Source organism: Sporosarcina sp. SAFN-015 (assembly GCF_059415085.1).
Genome location: NZ_JBPFDR010000019.1, coordinates 1 through 16,791, shown reverse-complemented (window position 1 = coordinate 16,791; position 16,791 = coordinate 1). Strand labels below are relative to the sequence as shown.

Annotated in this window: 12 protein-coding genes and 1 pseudogene; 9 read left to right on the top strand and 4 right to left on the bottom strand. The window is 44.4% G+C overall.

Going from position 1 to position 16,791, the window contains the following annotated elements; all coding sequences use genetic code 11:
* Positions 1 to 84: 84 nt before the first annotated feature.
* Positions 85 to 1,818, bottom strand: a complete 1,734-nt coding sequence (locus tag ACR65H_RS18390; RefSeq protein WP_440502398.1) for an ABC transporter ATP-binding protein — start codon at positions 1,816 to 1,818, stop codon at positions 85 to 87.
* Positions 1,819 to 1,938: 120 nt separating this feature from the next.
* On the opposite strand from ACR65H_RS18390, the gene ACR65H_RS18385 reads away from it, so the two are divergent.
* Genes ACR65H_RS18385 through ACR65H_RS18375 form a run of 3 tightly spaced genes read left to right on the top strand, consistent with a single transcriptional unit; the run spans position 1,939 to position 6,738 of the window.
* Positions 1,939 to 3,357 (top strand): ABC transporter permease, encoded by a 1,419-nt coding sequence (locus ACR65H_RS18385; RefSeq protein ID WP_440502397.1) that lies wholly within the window; start codon positions 1,939 to 1,941, stop codon positions 3,355 to 3,357.
* Positions 3,358 to 3,370: 13 nt separating this feature from the next.
* Complete coding sequence (locus tag ACR65H_RS18380) at positions 3,371 to 4,867, top strand: ABC transporter permease (RefSeq protein ID WP_440502396.1); 1,497 nt, start codon at positions 3,371 to 3,373, stop codon at positions 4,865 to 4,867.
* A 56-nt stretch (positions 4,868 to 4,923) separates the two neighbouring features.
* The gene (locus ACR65H_RS18375) at positions 4,924 to 6,738 is read left to right on the top strand and encodes an ABC transporter substrate-binding protein (protein ID WP_440502395.1); all 1,815 of its coding nucleotides are present in this window, start codon (positions 4,924 to 4,926) and stop codon (positions 6,736 to 6,738) included.
* Positions 6,739 to 6,891: 153 nt separating this feature from the next.
* Here ACR65H_RS18375 and ACR65H_RS18370 read toward each other — a convergent pair whose 3' ends face one another.
* Complete coding sequence (locus ACR65H_RS18370) at positions 6,892 to 7,365, bottom strand: DUF4352 domain-containing protein (RefSeq protein WP_440502394.1); 474 nt, start codon at positions 7,363 to 7,365, stop codon at positions 6,892 to 6,894.
* Positions 7,366 to 7,572: 207 nt separating this feature from the next.
* On the opposite strand from ACR65H_RS18370, the gene ACR65H_RS18365 reads away from it, so the two are divergent.
* From ACR65H_RS18365 to ACR65H_RS18350, 4 genes and pseudogenes are all read left to right on the top strand, one after another.
* Positions 7,573 to 8,688: a hypothetical protein gene (locus ACR65H_RS18365; RefSeq protein WP_440502393.1), complete on the top strand. Its 1,116-nt coding sequence runs from the start codon at positions 7,573 to 7,575 to the stop codon at positions 8,686 to 8,688.
* Between the two features lie 24 nt (positions 8,689 to 8,712).
* Positions 8,713 to 10,377, top strand: coding sequence for a hypothetical protein (locus tag ACR65H_RS18360; protein WP_440502392.1), 1,665 nt, complete (start codon positions 8,713 to 8,715; stop codon positions 10,375 to 10,377).
* 16 nt (positions 10,378 to 10,393) lie between these two features.
* Positions 10,394 to 10,981, top strand: coding sequence for a class D sortase (locus ACR65H_RS18355; RefSeq protein WP_440502391.1), 588 nt, complete (start codon positions 10,394 to 10,396; stop codon positions 10,979 to 10,981).
* Positions 10,982 to 11,290: 309 nt separating this feature from the next.
* Positions 11,291 to 12,009, top strand: a pseudogene (locus tag ACR65H_RS18350) (DUF6904 family protein).
* A 114-nt stretch (positions 12,010 to 12,123) separates the two neighbouring features.
* Here ACR65H_RS18350 and ACR65H_RS18345 read toward each other — a convergent pair.
* Positions 12,124 to 12,765, bottom strand: a complete 642-nt coding sequence (locus ACR65H_RS18345; RefSeq protein ID WP_440502388.1) for a metal-dependent hydrolase — start codon at positions 12,763 to 12,765, stop codon at positions 12,124 to 12,126.
* A gap of 209 nt (positions 12,766 to 12,974) precedes the next feature.
* Between ACR65H_RS18345 and ACR65H_RS18340 the strand changes: the two genes are divergently transcribed.
* Positions 12,975 to 13,238, top strand: coding sequence for an excalibur calcium-binding domain-containing protein (locus tag ACR65H_RS18340; protein ID WP_440502387.1), 264 nt, complete (start codon positions 12,975 to 12,977; stop codon positions 13,236 to 13,238).
* Positions 13,239 to 13,424: 186 nt separating this feature from the next.
* Here the strand turns inward: ACR65H_RS18340 and ACR65H_RS18335 are convergent, their stop codons facing one another.
* Positions 13,425 to 14,765 (bottom strand): S8 family peptidase, encoded by a 1,341-nt coding sequence (locus ACR65H_RS18335; RefSeq protein ID WP_440502386.1) that lies wholly within the window; start codon positions 14,763 to 14,765, stop codon positions 13,425 to 13,427.
* 226 nt (positions 14,766 to 14,991) lie between these two features.
* Between ACR65H_RS18335 and ACR65H_RS18330 the strand changes: the two genes are divergently transcribed.
* On the top strand, positions 14,992 to 16,632 hold the full coding sequence (locus ACR65H_RS18330; protein WP_440502385.1) for an SWIM zinc finger family protein: 1,641 nt from the start codon (positions 14,992 to 14,994) through the stop codon (positions 16,630 to 16,632).
* Positions 16,633 to 16,791: the final 159 nt, after the last annotated feature.

The following is a 16,791-nucleotide window of genomic DNA, read 5'->3' as shown; positions in this document are numbered from 1 at the left end:
TTTTGTGTTTATTCAAGCAATAGTATTCATTAAAGTGGACCATTTTCCAGATATTCCTTGACCTGCAACGCTAATGGGCACCGCTTACATCGCGACCCAGTGGCCTTGTGTCACTTCTATTAGTTGGGCGTTTTCTAGGTTGTAGCGGTCGGGTGTCGTGCTTTCTGCTGGGATGTGGCGCTTTTTGTTTGCTTCGACTTTGGGATCTGGAATTGGGATGGCAGAGAGCAAGGATTTTGTATATGGGTGCAAAGGGTTGCTGTACAGTTCCTCGCTTTCTGCTAGTTCGACGATTTTGCCGGCGTACATAACGGCGACCCGGTCGCTTAAATGTTTTACCATCGATAGGTCGTGGGCGATAAATAGATAGGTGAGACCGAGTCGATGTTGCAGATCCTCAAGCAGTTCGACGATTTGGGTTTGAATCGAAACATCGAGTGCGGATAGCGGTTCGTCGCAAACGATGAAGTCGGGCTCGACTGCTAAGGCACGGGCGATGCCGATTCGTTGGCGCTGTCCCCCTGAAAATTCATGAGGGTACCGCATGGCGTGCTCCGGTTTAAGTCCGACCATTTCAAGCAGCTCTTCCACTCTCTTTTTTCGTTCCGCCTTCGATTTGCTCAGTTTATGGATGTCTAGTGCCTGCCCGATTATATCTAGTACTTTGAATCGTGGATTCAAAGATGAATACGGATCTTGGAAGATCATTTGCATATGGCGGCGCATCGTTTTCATTTCATCTTTCGATAACCGGTTGACGGCGATTCCTTGGTAAAGAATGTCGCCTGCTGTCGGTTCATTGAGCCGCAGGATGGCGCGGCCTGTTGTTGATTTACCAGATCCGGATTCGCCAACGAGCCCTAATGTTTCTCCGGGTCGGATATAGAAGCTAATATCATCGACCGCTTTCAACGTCTCGCCTTTTTCGCTGTCGAAATGCTGTCGAAGCGAATCGACTTGAACGAGTGGAATCGAAGTATCCACACCTTTTTTAATATGCGGAGGCCGTTTTGCCTTCTTTTTTTCATCGAGGCGTGGCAATGCGTTCAATAATTTTTTCGTATACGGGTGCTGCGGGTTTTCGAAAATGTCGATTGTCGTCCCTGTTTCGACAATTTCCCCGTCTTTCATAACCGCGACGCGGTCACACATCCCTGCGACGACACCGAAATCATGCGTAATCAAAATAATCGACGTGCCGAAACGTTGCTGCATGCTTTTCATCAAATCTAAAATTTGCGCTTGAATTGTCACGTCAAGCGCTGTTGTCGGTTCATCAGCAATTAAGAGGGACGGCCTGCATGCAAGTGCGATAGCAATCATTACCCGCTGACGCATGCCTCCCGAAAATTCGTGGGGATACTGGGTAAAACGCCTTTCACTGTTTTTGATTCCGACAAGCTTCAGTAGCTCAATTGCTTCCTTTTTCGCTTCTCTTTTCGATAAACCTCTATGTTTCACTAGGCTTTCTGCAATTTGTTTTCCTACCCTTATGGTTGGATTTAAAGAAGTCATCGGATCTTGGAAGATCATTCCGATTTCTTTCCCGCGGATGCTTTCCATTTCTTTTTCCGTCTTTACAGAGAGATCCTCTCCTTGAAATTCGATGATGCCTTGCTTCATATAGGATGGAGGGGAAGGGAGCAGGCGCATGATGGAGCGTGCAGTGACGCTCTTTCCGCTACCGGATTCCCCGACGATTCCTAACGTTTCCCCTTTTTTTACTTCAAAGTTTACTCCGCGTACTGCATTGAAATCTTCTTCCCTTCCGGCGAATGAAACATGAAGATCCGTCACGCGCAACACTGTATCCGACATACAAAATCCCCCTATCTGTCATCAAGATTAAAAAATCTTAAATTGACAACAACTTTATGTTTGAATATAGTATAGTATACCGATAGGAATTATACAATATAGTGAAGGAGGGGACTATGGATGAAACTTGGCATATCTGCCTTGCTCAAGAGAACGTTCCTAGAGGCGCATCGAAGGTCGTACTATCGGTTTTTGCTCTATTTAACAGGGTTGCCTCTCCATTTACTTGTTTATCTCTTTTATTTATTGAAGAGAAAAGACAATACATACGAAGCGACGAAGGCAGATGTCGAGCGGGAGCTATCGGACGATAGACGCAACGATTATGTAAAAGAGTACGAGGACCAGCTGCTGCGGAAAGCGGTGTTTTTCGAGGAGAATAGAAGCCGCGAAGTGATTCATAGAGAGGCGGAAAAGCTGGCAGACGAACGGTTCGAGGAAGAGGTTGTGCGACGGACCGATGCAAGGCTTGCGAAAATAGGTGCAAGAAAAGAGACATACTCTACATACTTCATGTCTCTCCTTGAACGGCCCGTGTTCCTCATCGCTTCATTAGTACCAGGTGTCATTATGTATGCGTGGCTGTTGTTGATGAGCAATCCATTTTTGAAATATATTATGGAACGTCTCGTCCAAAGCGTGTTTGTCATCATCGGGGTAGGGATACTCGTTTTTTCCATTCTTTATATTTCACCATTCGATCCGGCTTCCAACATCCTTGGTGAATCGGCGACGAAGGAACAAATTGCCGCATTTAATCAGATTCATGGTTTGGACCTCCCTTATTTGCAACAGCTATGGAATGCATTGAAAGGGATTGCGACGTTCGATCTCGGTTCATCGTTTGCGGGTAGTGAGGATGTTGCGACGAGTATTGCGAATAAATTCCCAGTTACATTTACGATTGCGATGTTCTCCGTCCTTATGGCAATCGTCATTGCCATCCCGGTAGGCATATTGTCCGCAACACGGCCGAATTCGTTTTTGGATACGTCATTCATGTTCATCGCACTGATCGGTTTATCAATTCCCAATTTCTGGCAAGGTCTTATTTTCATCTTGAATTTCTCGATCAAGCTCAATTGGCTGCCTGCCACTTATAGCCCGGGAAATGTCTGGTCGATGATCATGCCGGTTATTGTGCTAGGAACAGGCCTCACGGCATCAATTGCGAGGATGATGCGTTCGTCTTTACTCGAAATCATTCACGAGGATTACATCATTACTGCGCGGGCTAAAGGGCTGACGAAAGGCCAAATGCTTTGGAAGCACGCAGTCGGGAATGCAATGATTCCGGTTATTACCGTCATTGGATTAATGTTCGGCGGGATGCTTGGCGGAGCGGCGGTAACGGAGAAAGTTTTCAATATTAAAGGGATTGGAAGTTATATCGTTGATAAGCAATTTATTCCAGATATTCCCGCTATTATGGGGGGCGTCGTCTATATTGCAATTACAATATCACTCGTTAACTTGCTGATCGATATTTTGTACGCTTTCCTCGATCCGCGTATCCGTTCGAAGATGAAACAATCATAAAGCAGGTGTAAAGATGGAAAAGAAGCTGAATAATCGGCATGCATTGGTTTTATCAAAGGAATACCCCCAAGCGAATTTTACATGGATTATTACGTTGATCATCTCATTGCTCTTTTTGGCGAACAGTTTCTCGTTCAAAACGGGGGATATGAATACGTTTGTATTCGCTTTGTTCATCGCCTATTTGGCTGCAAGTCTTTTGCAGTTTTACATTACGCGGAGAATGAAGAGAGATCTTCTGCTCCATGGTGTGATTCAAAAAAAGACCCGGCGGCTTGGGTATGTACAGTTGCTCAGCTTATTGACGGGGAATGTGTTCGCTGCGGCTTTCGCGTTCAATTTAATCAATGAACGGAAGACGCCGGAATACACATTTGCTGTGTATACGTTTTTGACGCAGCTATTCGTCATCGCGATTTCAGCGATGAATATGTTTAAACCGTATGTGACGGACACATTTCCAGCGGCGATGGTCGTTTTGCTCGGCATTGCGGTATTTGATGTAGCTGTTTTGATCATCGTGGCAAAGTCGGTCGGAGAAGTGGAAGCTCCGCGTTCGATGGCAATTATGGCTGTCATTATACTTCTAACGGCATTGACGGGTAATCTCTTCGCGCTTGTTTTAGGATGGAGCTTGTTGTTGAAATCAATGAGCAACGACCGTTCACGGATTTTGAAATGGAATGTGATGTGGGAAAAGATTACGCGAAATTCGACAGCAGCGTTAGGTATGTTTTTCATTATCCTCATGCTGACGATTTCGATTGTGAGCCGGTATACGTTCGATTATTCACTTGCTGTCGAGAACGATTACGGTAATATTTTGCAATCGCCAAGTTTGGCCTATCCGTTCGGAACAGATAACTTCGGGCGCGATGTGTTTTCGCGGATCGTGTTCGGTGCAAGGATTTCTTTGATAGTCGGATTCGCATCGACCGTCATTCCGGCGGTCATCGGTGGATTCCTTGGCGGGATTGCCGGCTATTACAGCAGCCGGACGGACAATTTGATCATGCGGGTGCTTGATGTGCTGTATGCGATTCCGGGAATTTTGCTTGCGATTGCGATTATCGCGGCGTTCGGTGCGAATACGGTGAACTTGATCATTGCGCTTAGTGTCGGGTCCATTCCGACGTATGCCCGTACGATGAGAGCGAATGTGTTGATGGTGTCGAATTATGACTTTGTCGATTCGGCTCGTGCACTTGGCACTTCTGACTTGGCGATCATCTTCAAACAAGTCGTGCCGAATTCGATGGCGCCGATGATCGTTAAGTCGACGTTAACGATTGGCGGGGCAGTCATTGCGACGAGCAGTTTGAGCTATTTAGGGCTTGGCGTGGAGCCGCATATTCCGGAGTGGGGGAATATTTTGCGGGTCGGAAGCACGTATTTGGAATCCCATTCGTATTTGGCGGTCTTCCCGGGGCTTGCTATCATCTTGCTCGTCCTGTCTTTCAACTTTTTAGGGGATGGGCTGAGGGATGCGCTTGACCCGCGGCTTGATTAATTTGCGGAAATCGTTTTGGCGGAATGATTGTAGATAGAAGAAAAGGAGAATTGATTATGGGAAAAAGATTATTGGCTGTTTTGCTTGCGCTTGTCGTTGTGTTGGCTGGCTGTGTGAAAACGAAATCGGATGTGTCCGGTGAGAAGGATGGCGGAGAGACAAAAGGCGGCGGTGGCTCCGGCAAGACGACAATTGAATTGCTTGGAACGAGTGCTGGCGAGGAAGATATGAACATTGTTCGGGACCAGTTAATCAAAAATGGCTTTGACGTGAAATTGAACATCCAACCCGATTACGGTAGCTTCAAAGCACAGCGGGATGCAGGGAATTATGATATTGCGTTATCGAGCTGGACGACTGTGACAGGAAATCCTGATTATGCGGTTCGTTCTTTATTCAAATCGGACGGTGATAACAGCAATATTAACGATGCTGAAGTGGATAAATTGATTGACAAAGCGAGCACACAAACACCTGAAGAATTCAAAGAGACATATAAGCAGCTTGAACAGCGCATTATAGATGAGAAAGCGTATATTGCGCCGCTTTATATTTCATTCAAAGCGCAAGGGGTCAATAAAGATGTGTTGAACCCGGATACAGTCCGTCTTGCGAAATCACGTGCGATCGCATGGGAGACGATCGATTTCAATGATGCATCTAAGCGTGATACGGATGCGTTGATTACACAGCAAGCGATCGGTTCGTTGACGTCGCTTGATCCGATCAAAGGGAATGACGGCTCGATCAATACGTTGAATACAAATATGTACGTGCGTCTCGTCAATTTGACGGATGACGACCAAGTCGTATCGGATGGCTCACTTTCGTACAATTATGCGATTGGAGAAGGTAACTCGGATTATTACTTCATTCTCCGTGATGATATTAACTTTGCGAAAGTGGAGGATGGAACAGCGGTCGATACAGGAGAGCGCGTTGGTGCGGATGATGTCGTCTTTTCATTGAACCGTGCGAAAGATGGTGAATCGGTGCCGGATCACCGGACGTATAGCTTGCATGAAAGCATGAAGGATATCGAAATCGTGACAAATCTTGCGGAGCTGGAAGACACGAAGTTGTCTGGTGGCGAAGGGTCGGTTCTTGATGCGCTTGGGGAAGGTCTTAAAGCCGATATTACGGAACTTGTTGGGGATAAAACCGCAGCTGACAGCAGTGCAGGGAAATACCAAGTTGTCAAAGTGACGACAAACGATCCATTCCCGCAAGTATTGAACTATTTGGCGCACCAATCCGCTGGGATCGTGTCGAAAAAGCAAGTGGAGAGCATTAACACATACGACGTGGCGGCGTTTGATGTGAATAAAGATATTCCGTACGGCGATCAGCGCACAGTGACGGAAGGGGCTAGCTATGATAACCATCTGTATGCGAGCGGTCCATACATCCTTGTGAAGAAAAATGATTACCAAGCGGACTTTGTGAAAAACCCGGCATATCGCGTAGACAGCGAATTCGAACCGAAAATCGCGAACGTTACTGTACGCTTCATTGAAGACGCGGACAGTGCATTGTCTGCATTGCGTAACGGCGAGATTCATCTATTCAATGGTGTGCCGGAAACGAAATATGAGTTGGTAGAGAACGATGATAAGTTAGTGTTGCAAAAGAATGACAGCAACGCCGTCACATACTTGCTATTCAACGGATCTGACCGTGACGTTGCGAAAAGCGAAAACTTGCGGAAAGCCGTTCTCTATTCCATCAACCAAGATGAGTTCTTGAACTTCTACCAAGGGAATAAGAAGAAAGCTTATTCAACAGTTAGCCCATTAGTCGAAACAGGCAATGAACTAGTAGCTGACCCAGCAAAAGTGAAAGAATTCTTAGCGGCATATCAGGCGGAGTAATTGAATAATTAAGATCACAAAAGTCAGTCGTGTACGTAAACGACTGACTTTTATGTTTGAAGAGTTATCTACTGAATAACGAAAGTTATCATCAAAACGGAACTGTAGACCTATTTAGGTGAATCGTTTGTTTAAAATAAAGCACGAATAATCTTAGCTCTCTTTTACCAACTCAAACTGCTTGATGACAGGGAAAAACACGCCTCTTTGGATTTCCATTACTGGTTGGCCATCCATCAGATAGGCATCCAACATTTTAAAGGTGACTGTTGCAGTTGTGCTCATTCCTGGATTCAATCGACTATCTGCAATATCGACGCTCCAGCTTGAGTAAACGTTGCCTTCATTCTTAATGGTGAATGAGATACTGTTCGTCGATACTTCGGTGTTTGCAATATTTTCCACAGAAAAATAAAAAGTTTGCTCTGACTTGCTATGTGATGAATTGGTAATCTGAAACGCAAAGTCGTCGACTAGTATTACGTCTGAGGTGAAATTGTTATTTTTTTCTGCTTGTACATGTTCAACTGATTGAGAACTAGGCTTGAGTACAAGGAATACGGCTACAATGATTGAGCCGATCAGCGCTGCAAATACTGTTTTTTTGAACCACGGATTCTTTACCACTGAAAACTCTCCTCAATTTTCTTTTATTACGATAAATTCTTCCCTCACATCATCCGTTCTAATCCGATTCGAACTAGACCTGTAGAGCATGTTAGTCGTTTAGTACAAGGGACTCCTTCACTATGGTTGAAAAAGAGGGCTACGGTACCGGTACAATTTATGTTTATGTGTTTGTTAGACGGGTACGAGAGAAGGAGATAGAGTATTTTGAAATTATTGGATGGTACGAAGGAGGTGAATTATGTGAGATGGATGATCCTTTCTGTTAGCCTCATCTTCTGTGTGTTGATTGCGCCGGTTGCTGTTGCGCATGCTGAGGATGGTGACGGAGAGGGAAAAGGACTTTTGTCTGGCGTGTTGAATCAGGTCGAATCATCGGTGAAGGACACGACTGAATCGGTTGGAACAGTTGTCGAATCTGCTGTTGAAGGTGTAGATCAAACGGTGAAGGATACTGTTTCATTCACAAAAGATACGGTTGAAACGCTAACGAATTCTTCTACTGAACAACCAGTTTCTGAGATTGTAGATCGCACGAAAGATTTTGTAGAAGGGACTGTCGACAATGTTATACCGGTAGTTGGTAACACGACAGAGACTGTACACACTGTAACCACATCAGTGACCGGGATAGTGAAAGAATTGCCTGAAGTTCCTGTTGTCTCTCCTGTAGTAAACGAAGTAGGAAAGGTTGTCAATGAGACGACTGAGCCGGTGATCGAAACTGTTGAGATTGTGGAAATTGAAGAAACGACGGATTTAACTGAGGTAGTTATTGAGAATGAAACACCGGCACTCTCCGAATCTGTTGATGCGCCTCTTATTGATGCAAAGTCTGAAGAAGTAATTGAACAGCCGGTTCTAAAAATGAACGAAGAAACGTCAGCTGAAGATGAGGTAGTTGCGGTTCATTCCCCGGAAATTGCGGAACCTACTAAACCGGAAGCAATAGATGAAGATATCACTTTTATTTCGAATGAAACTCCTCAACAAATTGCCCCGAGTCTTGAGAAGCAGTTTGCTGGCAGTGTCAAAGTTAAGGAAGGAAAGCCAGTTGTGCATGAAACACACACGATTCCTGTCGAATCAAAAACGCAGTGGGAAGGGATTCCGATTGCGATAACGACTGGCACAACATCAATCTCTTCTCCAGTATTTTTGGGAGGGAATGCAGATGTCGTGGCGGGAATTATGAATGGATGTGCGATTTTGCACATTATGTCTGGCAGGCAATGGATTCATTCCGATGAACAAATGAGGATCCAATGGGTTCACGCGCCACCCGGCCAACCACCCCAAACTACTCCTTTTTTACAAGTATAAAAGTAAAAAAGGAGAGGAAATAAAATGAAAAATAAATTGAAAAATGTTGGAGTTTTATCGTTTGGTCTATGTATTTTGCTTGGTTTATCGCCTTCGAATGCGTCGGCAGATGAAGGTGATTCATTCGTGGATGTAAATGTTTTAAGTAAAGAGGACGGCAAGTCTTCGGTGCTTGATGTCGAAATTTTGGATTTGCCGATTGTCGGTGATGTTAACGTGAATATTCCATCCGACCCGGAAAATGACGATTCGGACGCATTGGCAACAGTTGAGGTAAGTAGCGGTGTTGTCGATGATTTGGATGTTTCGGTGTTGGAGGAAACCGATACAAAAACATCTGTGGCGACGGTCGAATTGGAGTCTTCCTTGACGGATGATGTGACAGTCGATGTTTTGTCCGACGAACAGACATCGAATTCGTTTGATGGCGGGGTAATCGAAGTGAATGGAGACGATTTGCCTTTGCTTGGTGAGACGCATGTCGGTGTGTTGGATGAACATGTGACTGTTGGTGAAGAGGGAAATTCTGATTCATCGGGTTTAATTCAAACAGATTTGAATGATGGTTTGCTTGAAGATGCGTCTGTTGATATATTGGCGATGGAGAAAGCAGAAGGCAAGGAAAAGTCGGCTGTAGTTGATGTTTCCGTCGACGATGATGGGCTTTTGGATGATATAGGAGTTTCAGTGTTGAAGCGCGAGGAAACAAATTCGGATTCGAAAGCTTCCCTTGCTTCCGTCGGATTGGAGACTGCAGTGACAGATGATGTTAACGTTGACATAGCTTCGAGCGATAGGACGGTCAACTCGTTCGATGGAGGTCTTGTTGAAGTGAACGGAGACGATTTGCCATTGCTTGGTGAGACGCATGTCGGTGTGTTGGATAAGCATTTGATGGCTGATGCGGATGGAAACTCTTATTCGTCGGGTTTAATTCAAACGGATTTGAATGATGGTTTGCTTGAAGATGCGTCTATTGGAGTGCTTGTCCGAAAAATGGAAATGGCGGAAGACGAAGGTTCGGTGATGAGCAGCGGTGTGAGTTTGAATGTTAAATTGCCGGGAACGGATGACATTTCAGCGAATGTGCTGACGAGAAAACGGCAGTTCGAGATTGCGATTGATGAAGCACCGAGTGTAACAACTCCATCGACGGATGAGGAAAATGGTGATGTGGCGGAAGAAAATGCGTCTGTTAATGAAGAGGAAAGCGATGTACCCGCTATTCCGGAAAGTACCGATAATCCTTCTTCAGATGGGAATGAAGAAGGGGCTATGTCGAATTCCAATCAGGAAATGGTGACGCCACCTGCAAGTGAGGGAGATTCCGGGGACGGTTTTAACGGTGAAATAGAGGGATCGTTGGAGAACAATTCCGGTTCGGATGCCGTAGTAGAAGAACCGGAACAGGAATCATCCGCGGGAAATGGCATATCCGGTAATGTGGACGCCGATTCAGGCTATCGAACAGGAGAATTGAACGGCACTGCTGATGCATCAAGCCTTTCTGAAACAGGGCAATCTAATGTAATGAAGGGCCTTGCGATGAATAGCGCAGATTCCCAATCTTCATTACCGAGAACGGGCGGATTTTGGGACGGAAAGCGGTTGGCGTTTCTTGCGCTAGGCCTCATGGCGATGGGAGTTATACTGAGGAAAATGGGAAAGTCGACTTGGTCCGCGGCTTGAAAGCGGTGGATAACAGATGAAGCGAACTTTGAAAATGCTTGGAACGTTGTTAATAGTGTCTGGCGTAGCGATGTTCGCTTGGCTCTTGAACGGCAATGCGAAAAGTGACGCGCAGCAACAAGAAATAGTTGAAGCATTTCGTTCTGTCCAAGCTACAGAGGGGACAGTCGAGTTGCCGGAACAGAAGGTCAAATCTACTAATCTTAATGGGATGGAAGGCATCTTGTCGATTCCTGCGATTGACTTGGAAGCGCCGGTACTTCATGGAGCGGATGCGGAGACGCTCAACCATTCCCTTGGTGCTATCGAAAACATGGATTTGCCCGGCGAGATGAACGGCAGTTACGCCATCGCCGGGCACCAAGCCCATGTATTCGGCAAATATTTTAATCGACTTCATGAAATGGAAGTCGGCACAGAATTCACATTCCAAACAGCTGCAGAGGAGATGTCATTCACTGTTTTCGACATCAAAATCGTTAAGCCGCATGAAGTTGAAGTGCTGGAATCCAAAGAAGGAATTGCGCTCATGTCGCTCATTACATGCTACCCCGCGTACTCAAACGAATACAGGCTCGTCGTGCAAGGGGAGCGGGTAGATTGACAATTGTGCGAATTTTTTCGGTGCCTGTGCAAGAAACTATTCTGTTTATTCACTACAATTGCATGTTGGTGAAAAGGAAAGTCAGTCAAATGGAGGGATGACTGGCTTTTCTTTGTATGTTCATGACTTTTGTTGAATTGTCATAAATGTGTCTTGCACAGGCACCGATTTTAGATGAGGTATCGCTGAATAAATGATAAGAACTGATTAAATTACAATATAAGGATGTTGGGTAGTTTAATGGACCTAATTCATTCTAGGTGATAATATATGTATTTACAACTAGATTACTAGAGGAGAGAATTGCAGATGATATGGTTGGAAAATACACCAAATTACGCGGGAATCTATCTTTCAGGCGATCGAAATGATCTTAGTTCGTTGAATGAAGCAATCAAATTGATTGTTGGAGAAGAGGGAGAATATCTAGGGTATGAGCACATACGGCTTCGTATCTTGGATTTGTGTAATGAATTGTATCAAGGGGCGAAGGACAAAGGGAAGTTATTCTAGTGCCCATTGGTTTGGAACGAAAGATAGTGAATAGAAGTCCTATCGAGTCTTTGGAGAATAATTCGTACTTTCGGATCCGTGTACTTTGGCCAGAATTATTGTTTCTCGGGTTTGTTTTAAATGATTTCATTGAATTGTCGGCAAAAAATAGACGACATTTCTGGGACTCCACGCAAGCACGCCTCCGTTTATTTCAATCGATTATCGGTGAATGTCTTGAGAATACAGTAGGGGAAAGTAAATTTCGGCTATTAAAGGGATTATTGACACCTAATTTTATTGGATATTACCAAAACTTCGTCACTCAATATATAGATCATCTTAACATTGAATTTTTGAAAATGGACAAAGCAAAGCGGTTGGCACATGTGAGTATTGTGGCTAAACGAGTGGCTAATAAGGATGCTAAGTATATAAAGATTAAGAGTCAAATAGAGAAGATTGCCATGCAAGATGGGGTGTCGCTAAGCGTTGTTCGATATCCTGGAGGCTACCCTGAGGATTTTCGGTGGTAAGGGGGCTTCGGGTGAATGGCGCTCTTTAGGGTGCCTGTGGAGCCACAACCTCCTAAGCTGTGGCTCCCAGGTTCAATTCACACAATGAGTATACGAATTGAAATGCTATATATCTCACCATTCTTTATTCCAAAGCGGTGCGAACCATTTGACGCCTCGACGGTTCATTGGCAAAAGCTTCATATCCGCAACTAAGTGGCTGGCATACCCGGCTATACCGGCAATGAGCAGACCTTCGATTGCCCATTCCTGTTGTAATTGATGCAAAATAAACGCATAAAAAGCGAGCCCGAGTAGTGAGTGGGTGTAGGAGCGGTGTGGCAGGAACGATGCGATGACGATATAGCTTCCGATCAACAGGATGCCGATTGATTGGTGCATCACAATTCCAAGCCACATCACCATGACTCCAGTTAGCGTCAACGTTCTTCTTTGAGTTATGAAGCGCGATACGATGAAAAAGAGCAATCCGATGCCTGCGTAAAGAATAATGGAAGGCGCGAAGCCTTTTGTGAAATACTGATATGCAATCGCGATTAAAATACCTATTCCGACGAACTGCATTAGCCATTGAGCGAACTTCTTAGAAATGGTGATCCGATTGCTCGCCAACCCATTTGTGTCCAAGTCGGGGACTAACGCCGACACGCCGCCAACGAAAGATGAAATTGCGATGGTATATAGGTCAGGCTGTACTTGAAACCCTGCAATTGCCCCGACGGTGACGCCGATTGCTGTGTGTGAACTTCCTTTCATCTGTAAACCTCTCTTGTTGTGTAATCTTCTTATTATCTCGTAGTGGCAGGGTGGAAGGCAATGGGTGTATGTTAGCACTTGCAATGTTTAAGGTAGGTAGATTGGTAGAAGGTGTTTGAAATTAATAGTAGAGAAATGAAAATTATAAGAGTGTAATTGTTATTTTATGTTACAATTATTTACAAATATTAATAGTTGGAGAGATGAGAATGAGAAAGATTTTGTCTGGATTAATCGCCATGTCCCTAGCCTTTCTTTTGCTTGCTATGCCAATTCACTCGGCTAATGCTGCCCCTGCAAAGTTCAAAAATTGCACCGAGTTAACTAAAACCTATCCAGGCGGCGTCGCTAAGAATGCTAAAGTCCGAAACGTTGGAGGAAAAACTAAGTACAAGCCTTTCGTATCAGCAGAAATTTATAAACTGCACTCAAAAATGGACCGTGATAAAGACGGTATTGCTTGCGAACGGTAAAAGTAGGTGCCAAAGTAGGTGCCTGTGCAGCAAACTATTCAGTTCATTCACTACAATTGCATAATCAAAAAAGGGAAGCTCATGAAATAACTATTGCATGAGCTTCCTTTCGCATTTATATATTCACTATTTAATTGTCATAAATGTTTCTTGCCACAGGATCCGAAACTATTCTGATAACTAATGTTACTCCCCTGTCCTGAATTTCATCTCATATTGCCCGCCATTTTCGACAAAGAGCAAGAGTTGATAGTTTGAATGCGGGAAGAATTTACGAATTGGGGTTACGATGATTTCATTTGCTTTTGTTTCTGTCACGATAGGAACATCCTTGCCTGAACGGTTAATTCGGATGTCGACTTTATCCCCTTGCGTTAGTGCCCGGTCAAAGGTGACTCTCCAGCTTTTATTCAAAGGGACGCCTTCTTGTGATGGAAATGATTTGGTGTCCGATGAAACATTCATTGGAGGAGATAAGATTTCTCGAGTTACCTTTTCATCGTATGTTGAGAGGTTAAGAATTCCCTCTCCGAATTGTGGATCCCAACCTGCTGCCCCTCGATCGATCGTATATTTCTTCAGTAGCCGATCGATGTCTAGCACCGTCCTAGTCGGATCTTCCAGCTTTAGCATGGCGGCGACTGCACTGACAAAAGGTGTGGCGGTTGAAGTGCCACTATAACTTTTGAAAGAACCTCCCGGGACGCTGGATAAGATATCGACTCCAGGTGCTGCAATATCGATAGAGGCTCCCGTGTTACTGAAGTCTGCAATTCGGTCATTTCGATCGGATGCCCCGACAACGATCACTTTTTGTTCACCCGCCGGATAAAGGGGGGATGTATCTATACTTTCATTCCCAGACGCGACGACGACAACGACGTTATGTTCAAGTGCGTAGCCGATTGCATCAGCTAAATAAGTCGAATACTCCTCACCGACAAAACTCATGTTAATGATGTCAGCGCCATGATCAACGGCATATCGAATTCCCTCTGCAATATGATTGTCATAGCCCCTTCCTTCCTTGTCCACTGCTCGAACCGGCATGATTTTCACGTTGGCCGGCGTCGTATCGGCAATAATACCAGCCATATGCGTGCCGTGAAAATGCTCATCCATCGGATCTGAATCCTTATCCAATACATCATAGCCCGCCACCAAACGGTCACGAAGGAAAGGGTGGTTTGTGTCGACACCCGTGTCAATAACTGCCACAATTACGATTCCTTCTAACTCTCTTGTACGTTCAATTAACTTGTCTGCCCCGATATGAGCGGGCCCCCACGATTTTGCTTGCCAAGTACCTGCTTGCAACGCTATTTTACGGATATAATCAGGCTGCAACACCTTCGCATCCGTAAGCTCTTCTACTTCATCCTTATGTACACTTTCAATAATCGGTTCATTTTCCTTATTGAGCACTTCAACTAAGAACCTGTCACTTTCATTCGCCAATGCAACGGAACTTGCAAAGCTAAGCGTGAGCAACACTGAAACTAGACTTGTCCCTACAAACTTCTTCATCTATTAAGCCACCACCTTCTACTTATCTACTAAACTATAGCACGGATGGAGGCATTTCAAACAGGTGCCTGTGCAAGTTGATTTTGTGTATATATATGTTTCATAGTGAATTGTCATAAATGCGCCTTGCACAGGCATCAACACCTACAAAATAAAGGATTTTCCGGAGGGGTGTCGTATTGGTATAGTAAAAGTATTGCACCGCAAGAAGAGAGGGGAAAGCGCGATGAATCTTTACGATTTTGAAGAGGTAGTGAACCCTACTATCGTAGAACGTGGTTCCGAGTATTTTGATGCGGGATTCGTTGCAAAACTTGTACGTCTTGGCGACGGGCGATACAGTGCGCTCGTTGAGGGAGCGGATATGTATGAAGTTTCTGTTCAGCTAGATAGTGAAAGCAATATCCTTATGTCATATTGTGATTGTCCGTTTGATTTGGGACCAGTTTGTAAACATGAAGTCGCTGTTTATTATGAGTTGATCGATAGACTGAAGGATAATGATTTTTCTGAGGCTACACCTAACGAACTGCCGAATTTGAAAACAATACTTGAAAGTCTTTCCAAAGTGGAACTAATTGATATACTCATTGATTTAGCGGATAAAGACCCAAGTCTACATAATGAGTTGCTCTTCAACTATGCAACGGTCGATGAGCAGCAAGAGATTGCTCGTTTCAAGAAGATGATTGAGTCGATTGTTGAGAAATATGTTGGAAGAGAAGGGTTTATTACATATAAATATATTGGCGACTTCTTGAATGAATTATTTGTTGTGCTGAATAAAGTCGAAACGGTGAAAAATTCGTTGGTTGCCATGGAAATTGCCGAGTTGCTGTTGAATGAAGGGATAAAATCTTTTCAATACGCAGATGACTCGAACGGTGACATCGGGTTTTTATTAGATCAAATAATAAAAACAATGGACACGATTGCGCATGGACCTTTGGAAGCTGCCGAACAAAGTGAGATGTTGGACAGGCTCATTCGTTTGTCGAAATCTGACATACTCGAAGGATGGAGTGATTTTCGAATTGATGTGCTCGGCATCGGTTTGAAATTTGCGGGAAATGTTCAAATGCAACAAGTTTTAATGGATGAGTTGGAAGCAATGGTAATGGACTCGTCTGCAAATGATTATGGTCGGTACGAAAATGAACGGATTTTTAATTTGATGTACGATCTCATTGAAACGTTCGGCACGACAGAGGAAGCAAAGCGATTTCTCCAGGATAACATAGGCTACCCATCATTCCGGAAGCGGTTGATGCAATATGCGATGGATGAAGAAAAATATGAAAGTGTATTGGCGCTCGCTTCCGAAGGGGAGTGTATGGACAGGAAGTACCGAGGCTTGGTTACAAGATGGAAAAAATGGCGTTATCGAGCATATCAACAATTAAAGTCTTATTCGGAGCAAATGAAAATCGGCAAAGAGTTGCTAATGGGAGGGGATTTTAAGTACTATTCGGAGTTGAAGGAGCTCGCTGCTGATGAATCTTCTTTTTATGATGAGTTGAAGCAAGAATTGGCAGACAAAAATGATAGGATGTATGTCCAACTGATCGAGACGGAAAACGACGTAGACGCCATACTGGATTATGTACGCCAATATCCTTCGACGATTGAACGTTATTTGAAATACTTGTTAGATTCCCACAAAGATGAGGCGATCCGGCTTTTCGGATCTCATATTAGAGAGAATGCCGAAAATGCATTTAATCGAAAGCAATACAAGGAAGTTTGCAAATTGTTGAAGCGCTTCCGAAAACTTGCCGGGCACGAAGCCCAAATGAACCTGGCCAAAGAGCTCGAGCAAACAAATAAAAATCGCCCCGCCTTCCTTGATGAATTAAGCAAGCTGTAGAGATTCTTTTAGCGGTGCCTGTGCAGCAAGCAATTCAGATAATACACTACAATTAAAAGGAAGTCACTCTATTGAAGTGACTTCCTTTCAGCCTGTTGACAAACGCTCGCATCCGTTGTTGCTCGTCTCGCTCGTCCGCTCATGAACTTTAGTTCTATT

Coding starts and splice junctions, on each gene's coding strand:
- ACR65H_RS18330 (WP_440502385.1), top strand. CDS start 14,992: ATGAATCTTTACGATTTTGAAGAGGTAGTGAACCCTACTATCGTAGAA.
- ACR65H_RS18390 (WP_440502398.1), bottom strand. CDS start 1,818: ATGTCGGATACAGTGTTGCGCGTGACGGATCTTCATGTTTCATTCGCC.
- ACR65H_RS18375 (WP_440502395.1), top strand. CDS start 4,924: ATGGGAAAAAGATTATTGGCTGTTTTGCTTGCGCTTGTCGTTGTGTTG.
- ACR65H_RS18360 (WP_440502392.1), top strand. CDS start 8,713: ATGAAAAATAAATTGAAAAATGTTGGAGTTTTATCGTTTGGTCTATGT.
- ACR65H_RS18340 (WP_440502387.1), top strand. CDS start 12,975: ATGAGAAAGATTTTGTCTGGATTAATCGCCATGTCCCTAGCCTTTCTT.
- ACR65H_RS18380 (WP_440502396.1), top strand. CDS start 3,371: ATGGAAAAGAAGCTGAATAATCGGCATGCATTGGTTTTATCAAAGGAA.
- ACR65H_RS18335 (WP_440502386.1), bottom strand. CDS start 14,765: ATGAAGAAGTTTGTAGGGACAAGTCTAGTTTCAGTGTTGCTCACGCTT.
- ACR65H_RS18355 (WP_440502391.1), top strand. CDS start 10,394: ATGAAGCGAACTTTGAAAATGCTTGGAACGTTGTTAATAGTGTCTGGC.
- ACR65H_RS18385 (WP_440502397.1), top strand. CDS start 1,939: ATGAAACTTGGCATATCTGCCTTGCTCAAGAGAACGTTCCTAGAGGCG.
- ACR65H_RS18345 (WP_440502388.1), bottom strand. CDS start 12,765: ATGAAAGGAAGTTCACACACAGCAATCGGCGTCACCGTCGGGGCAATT.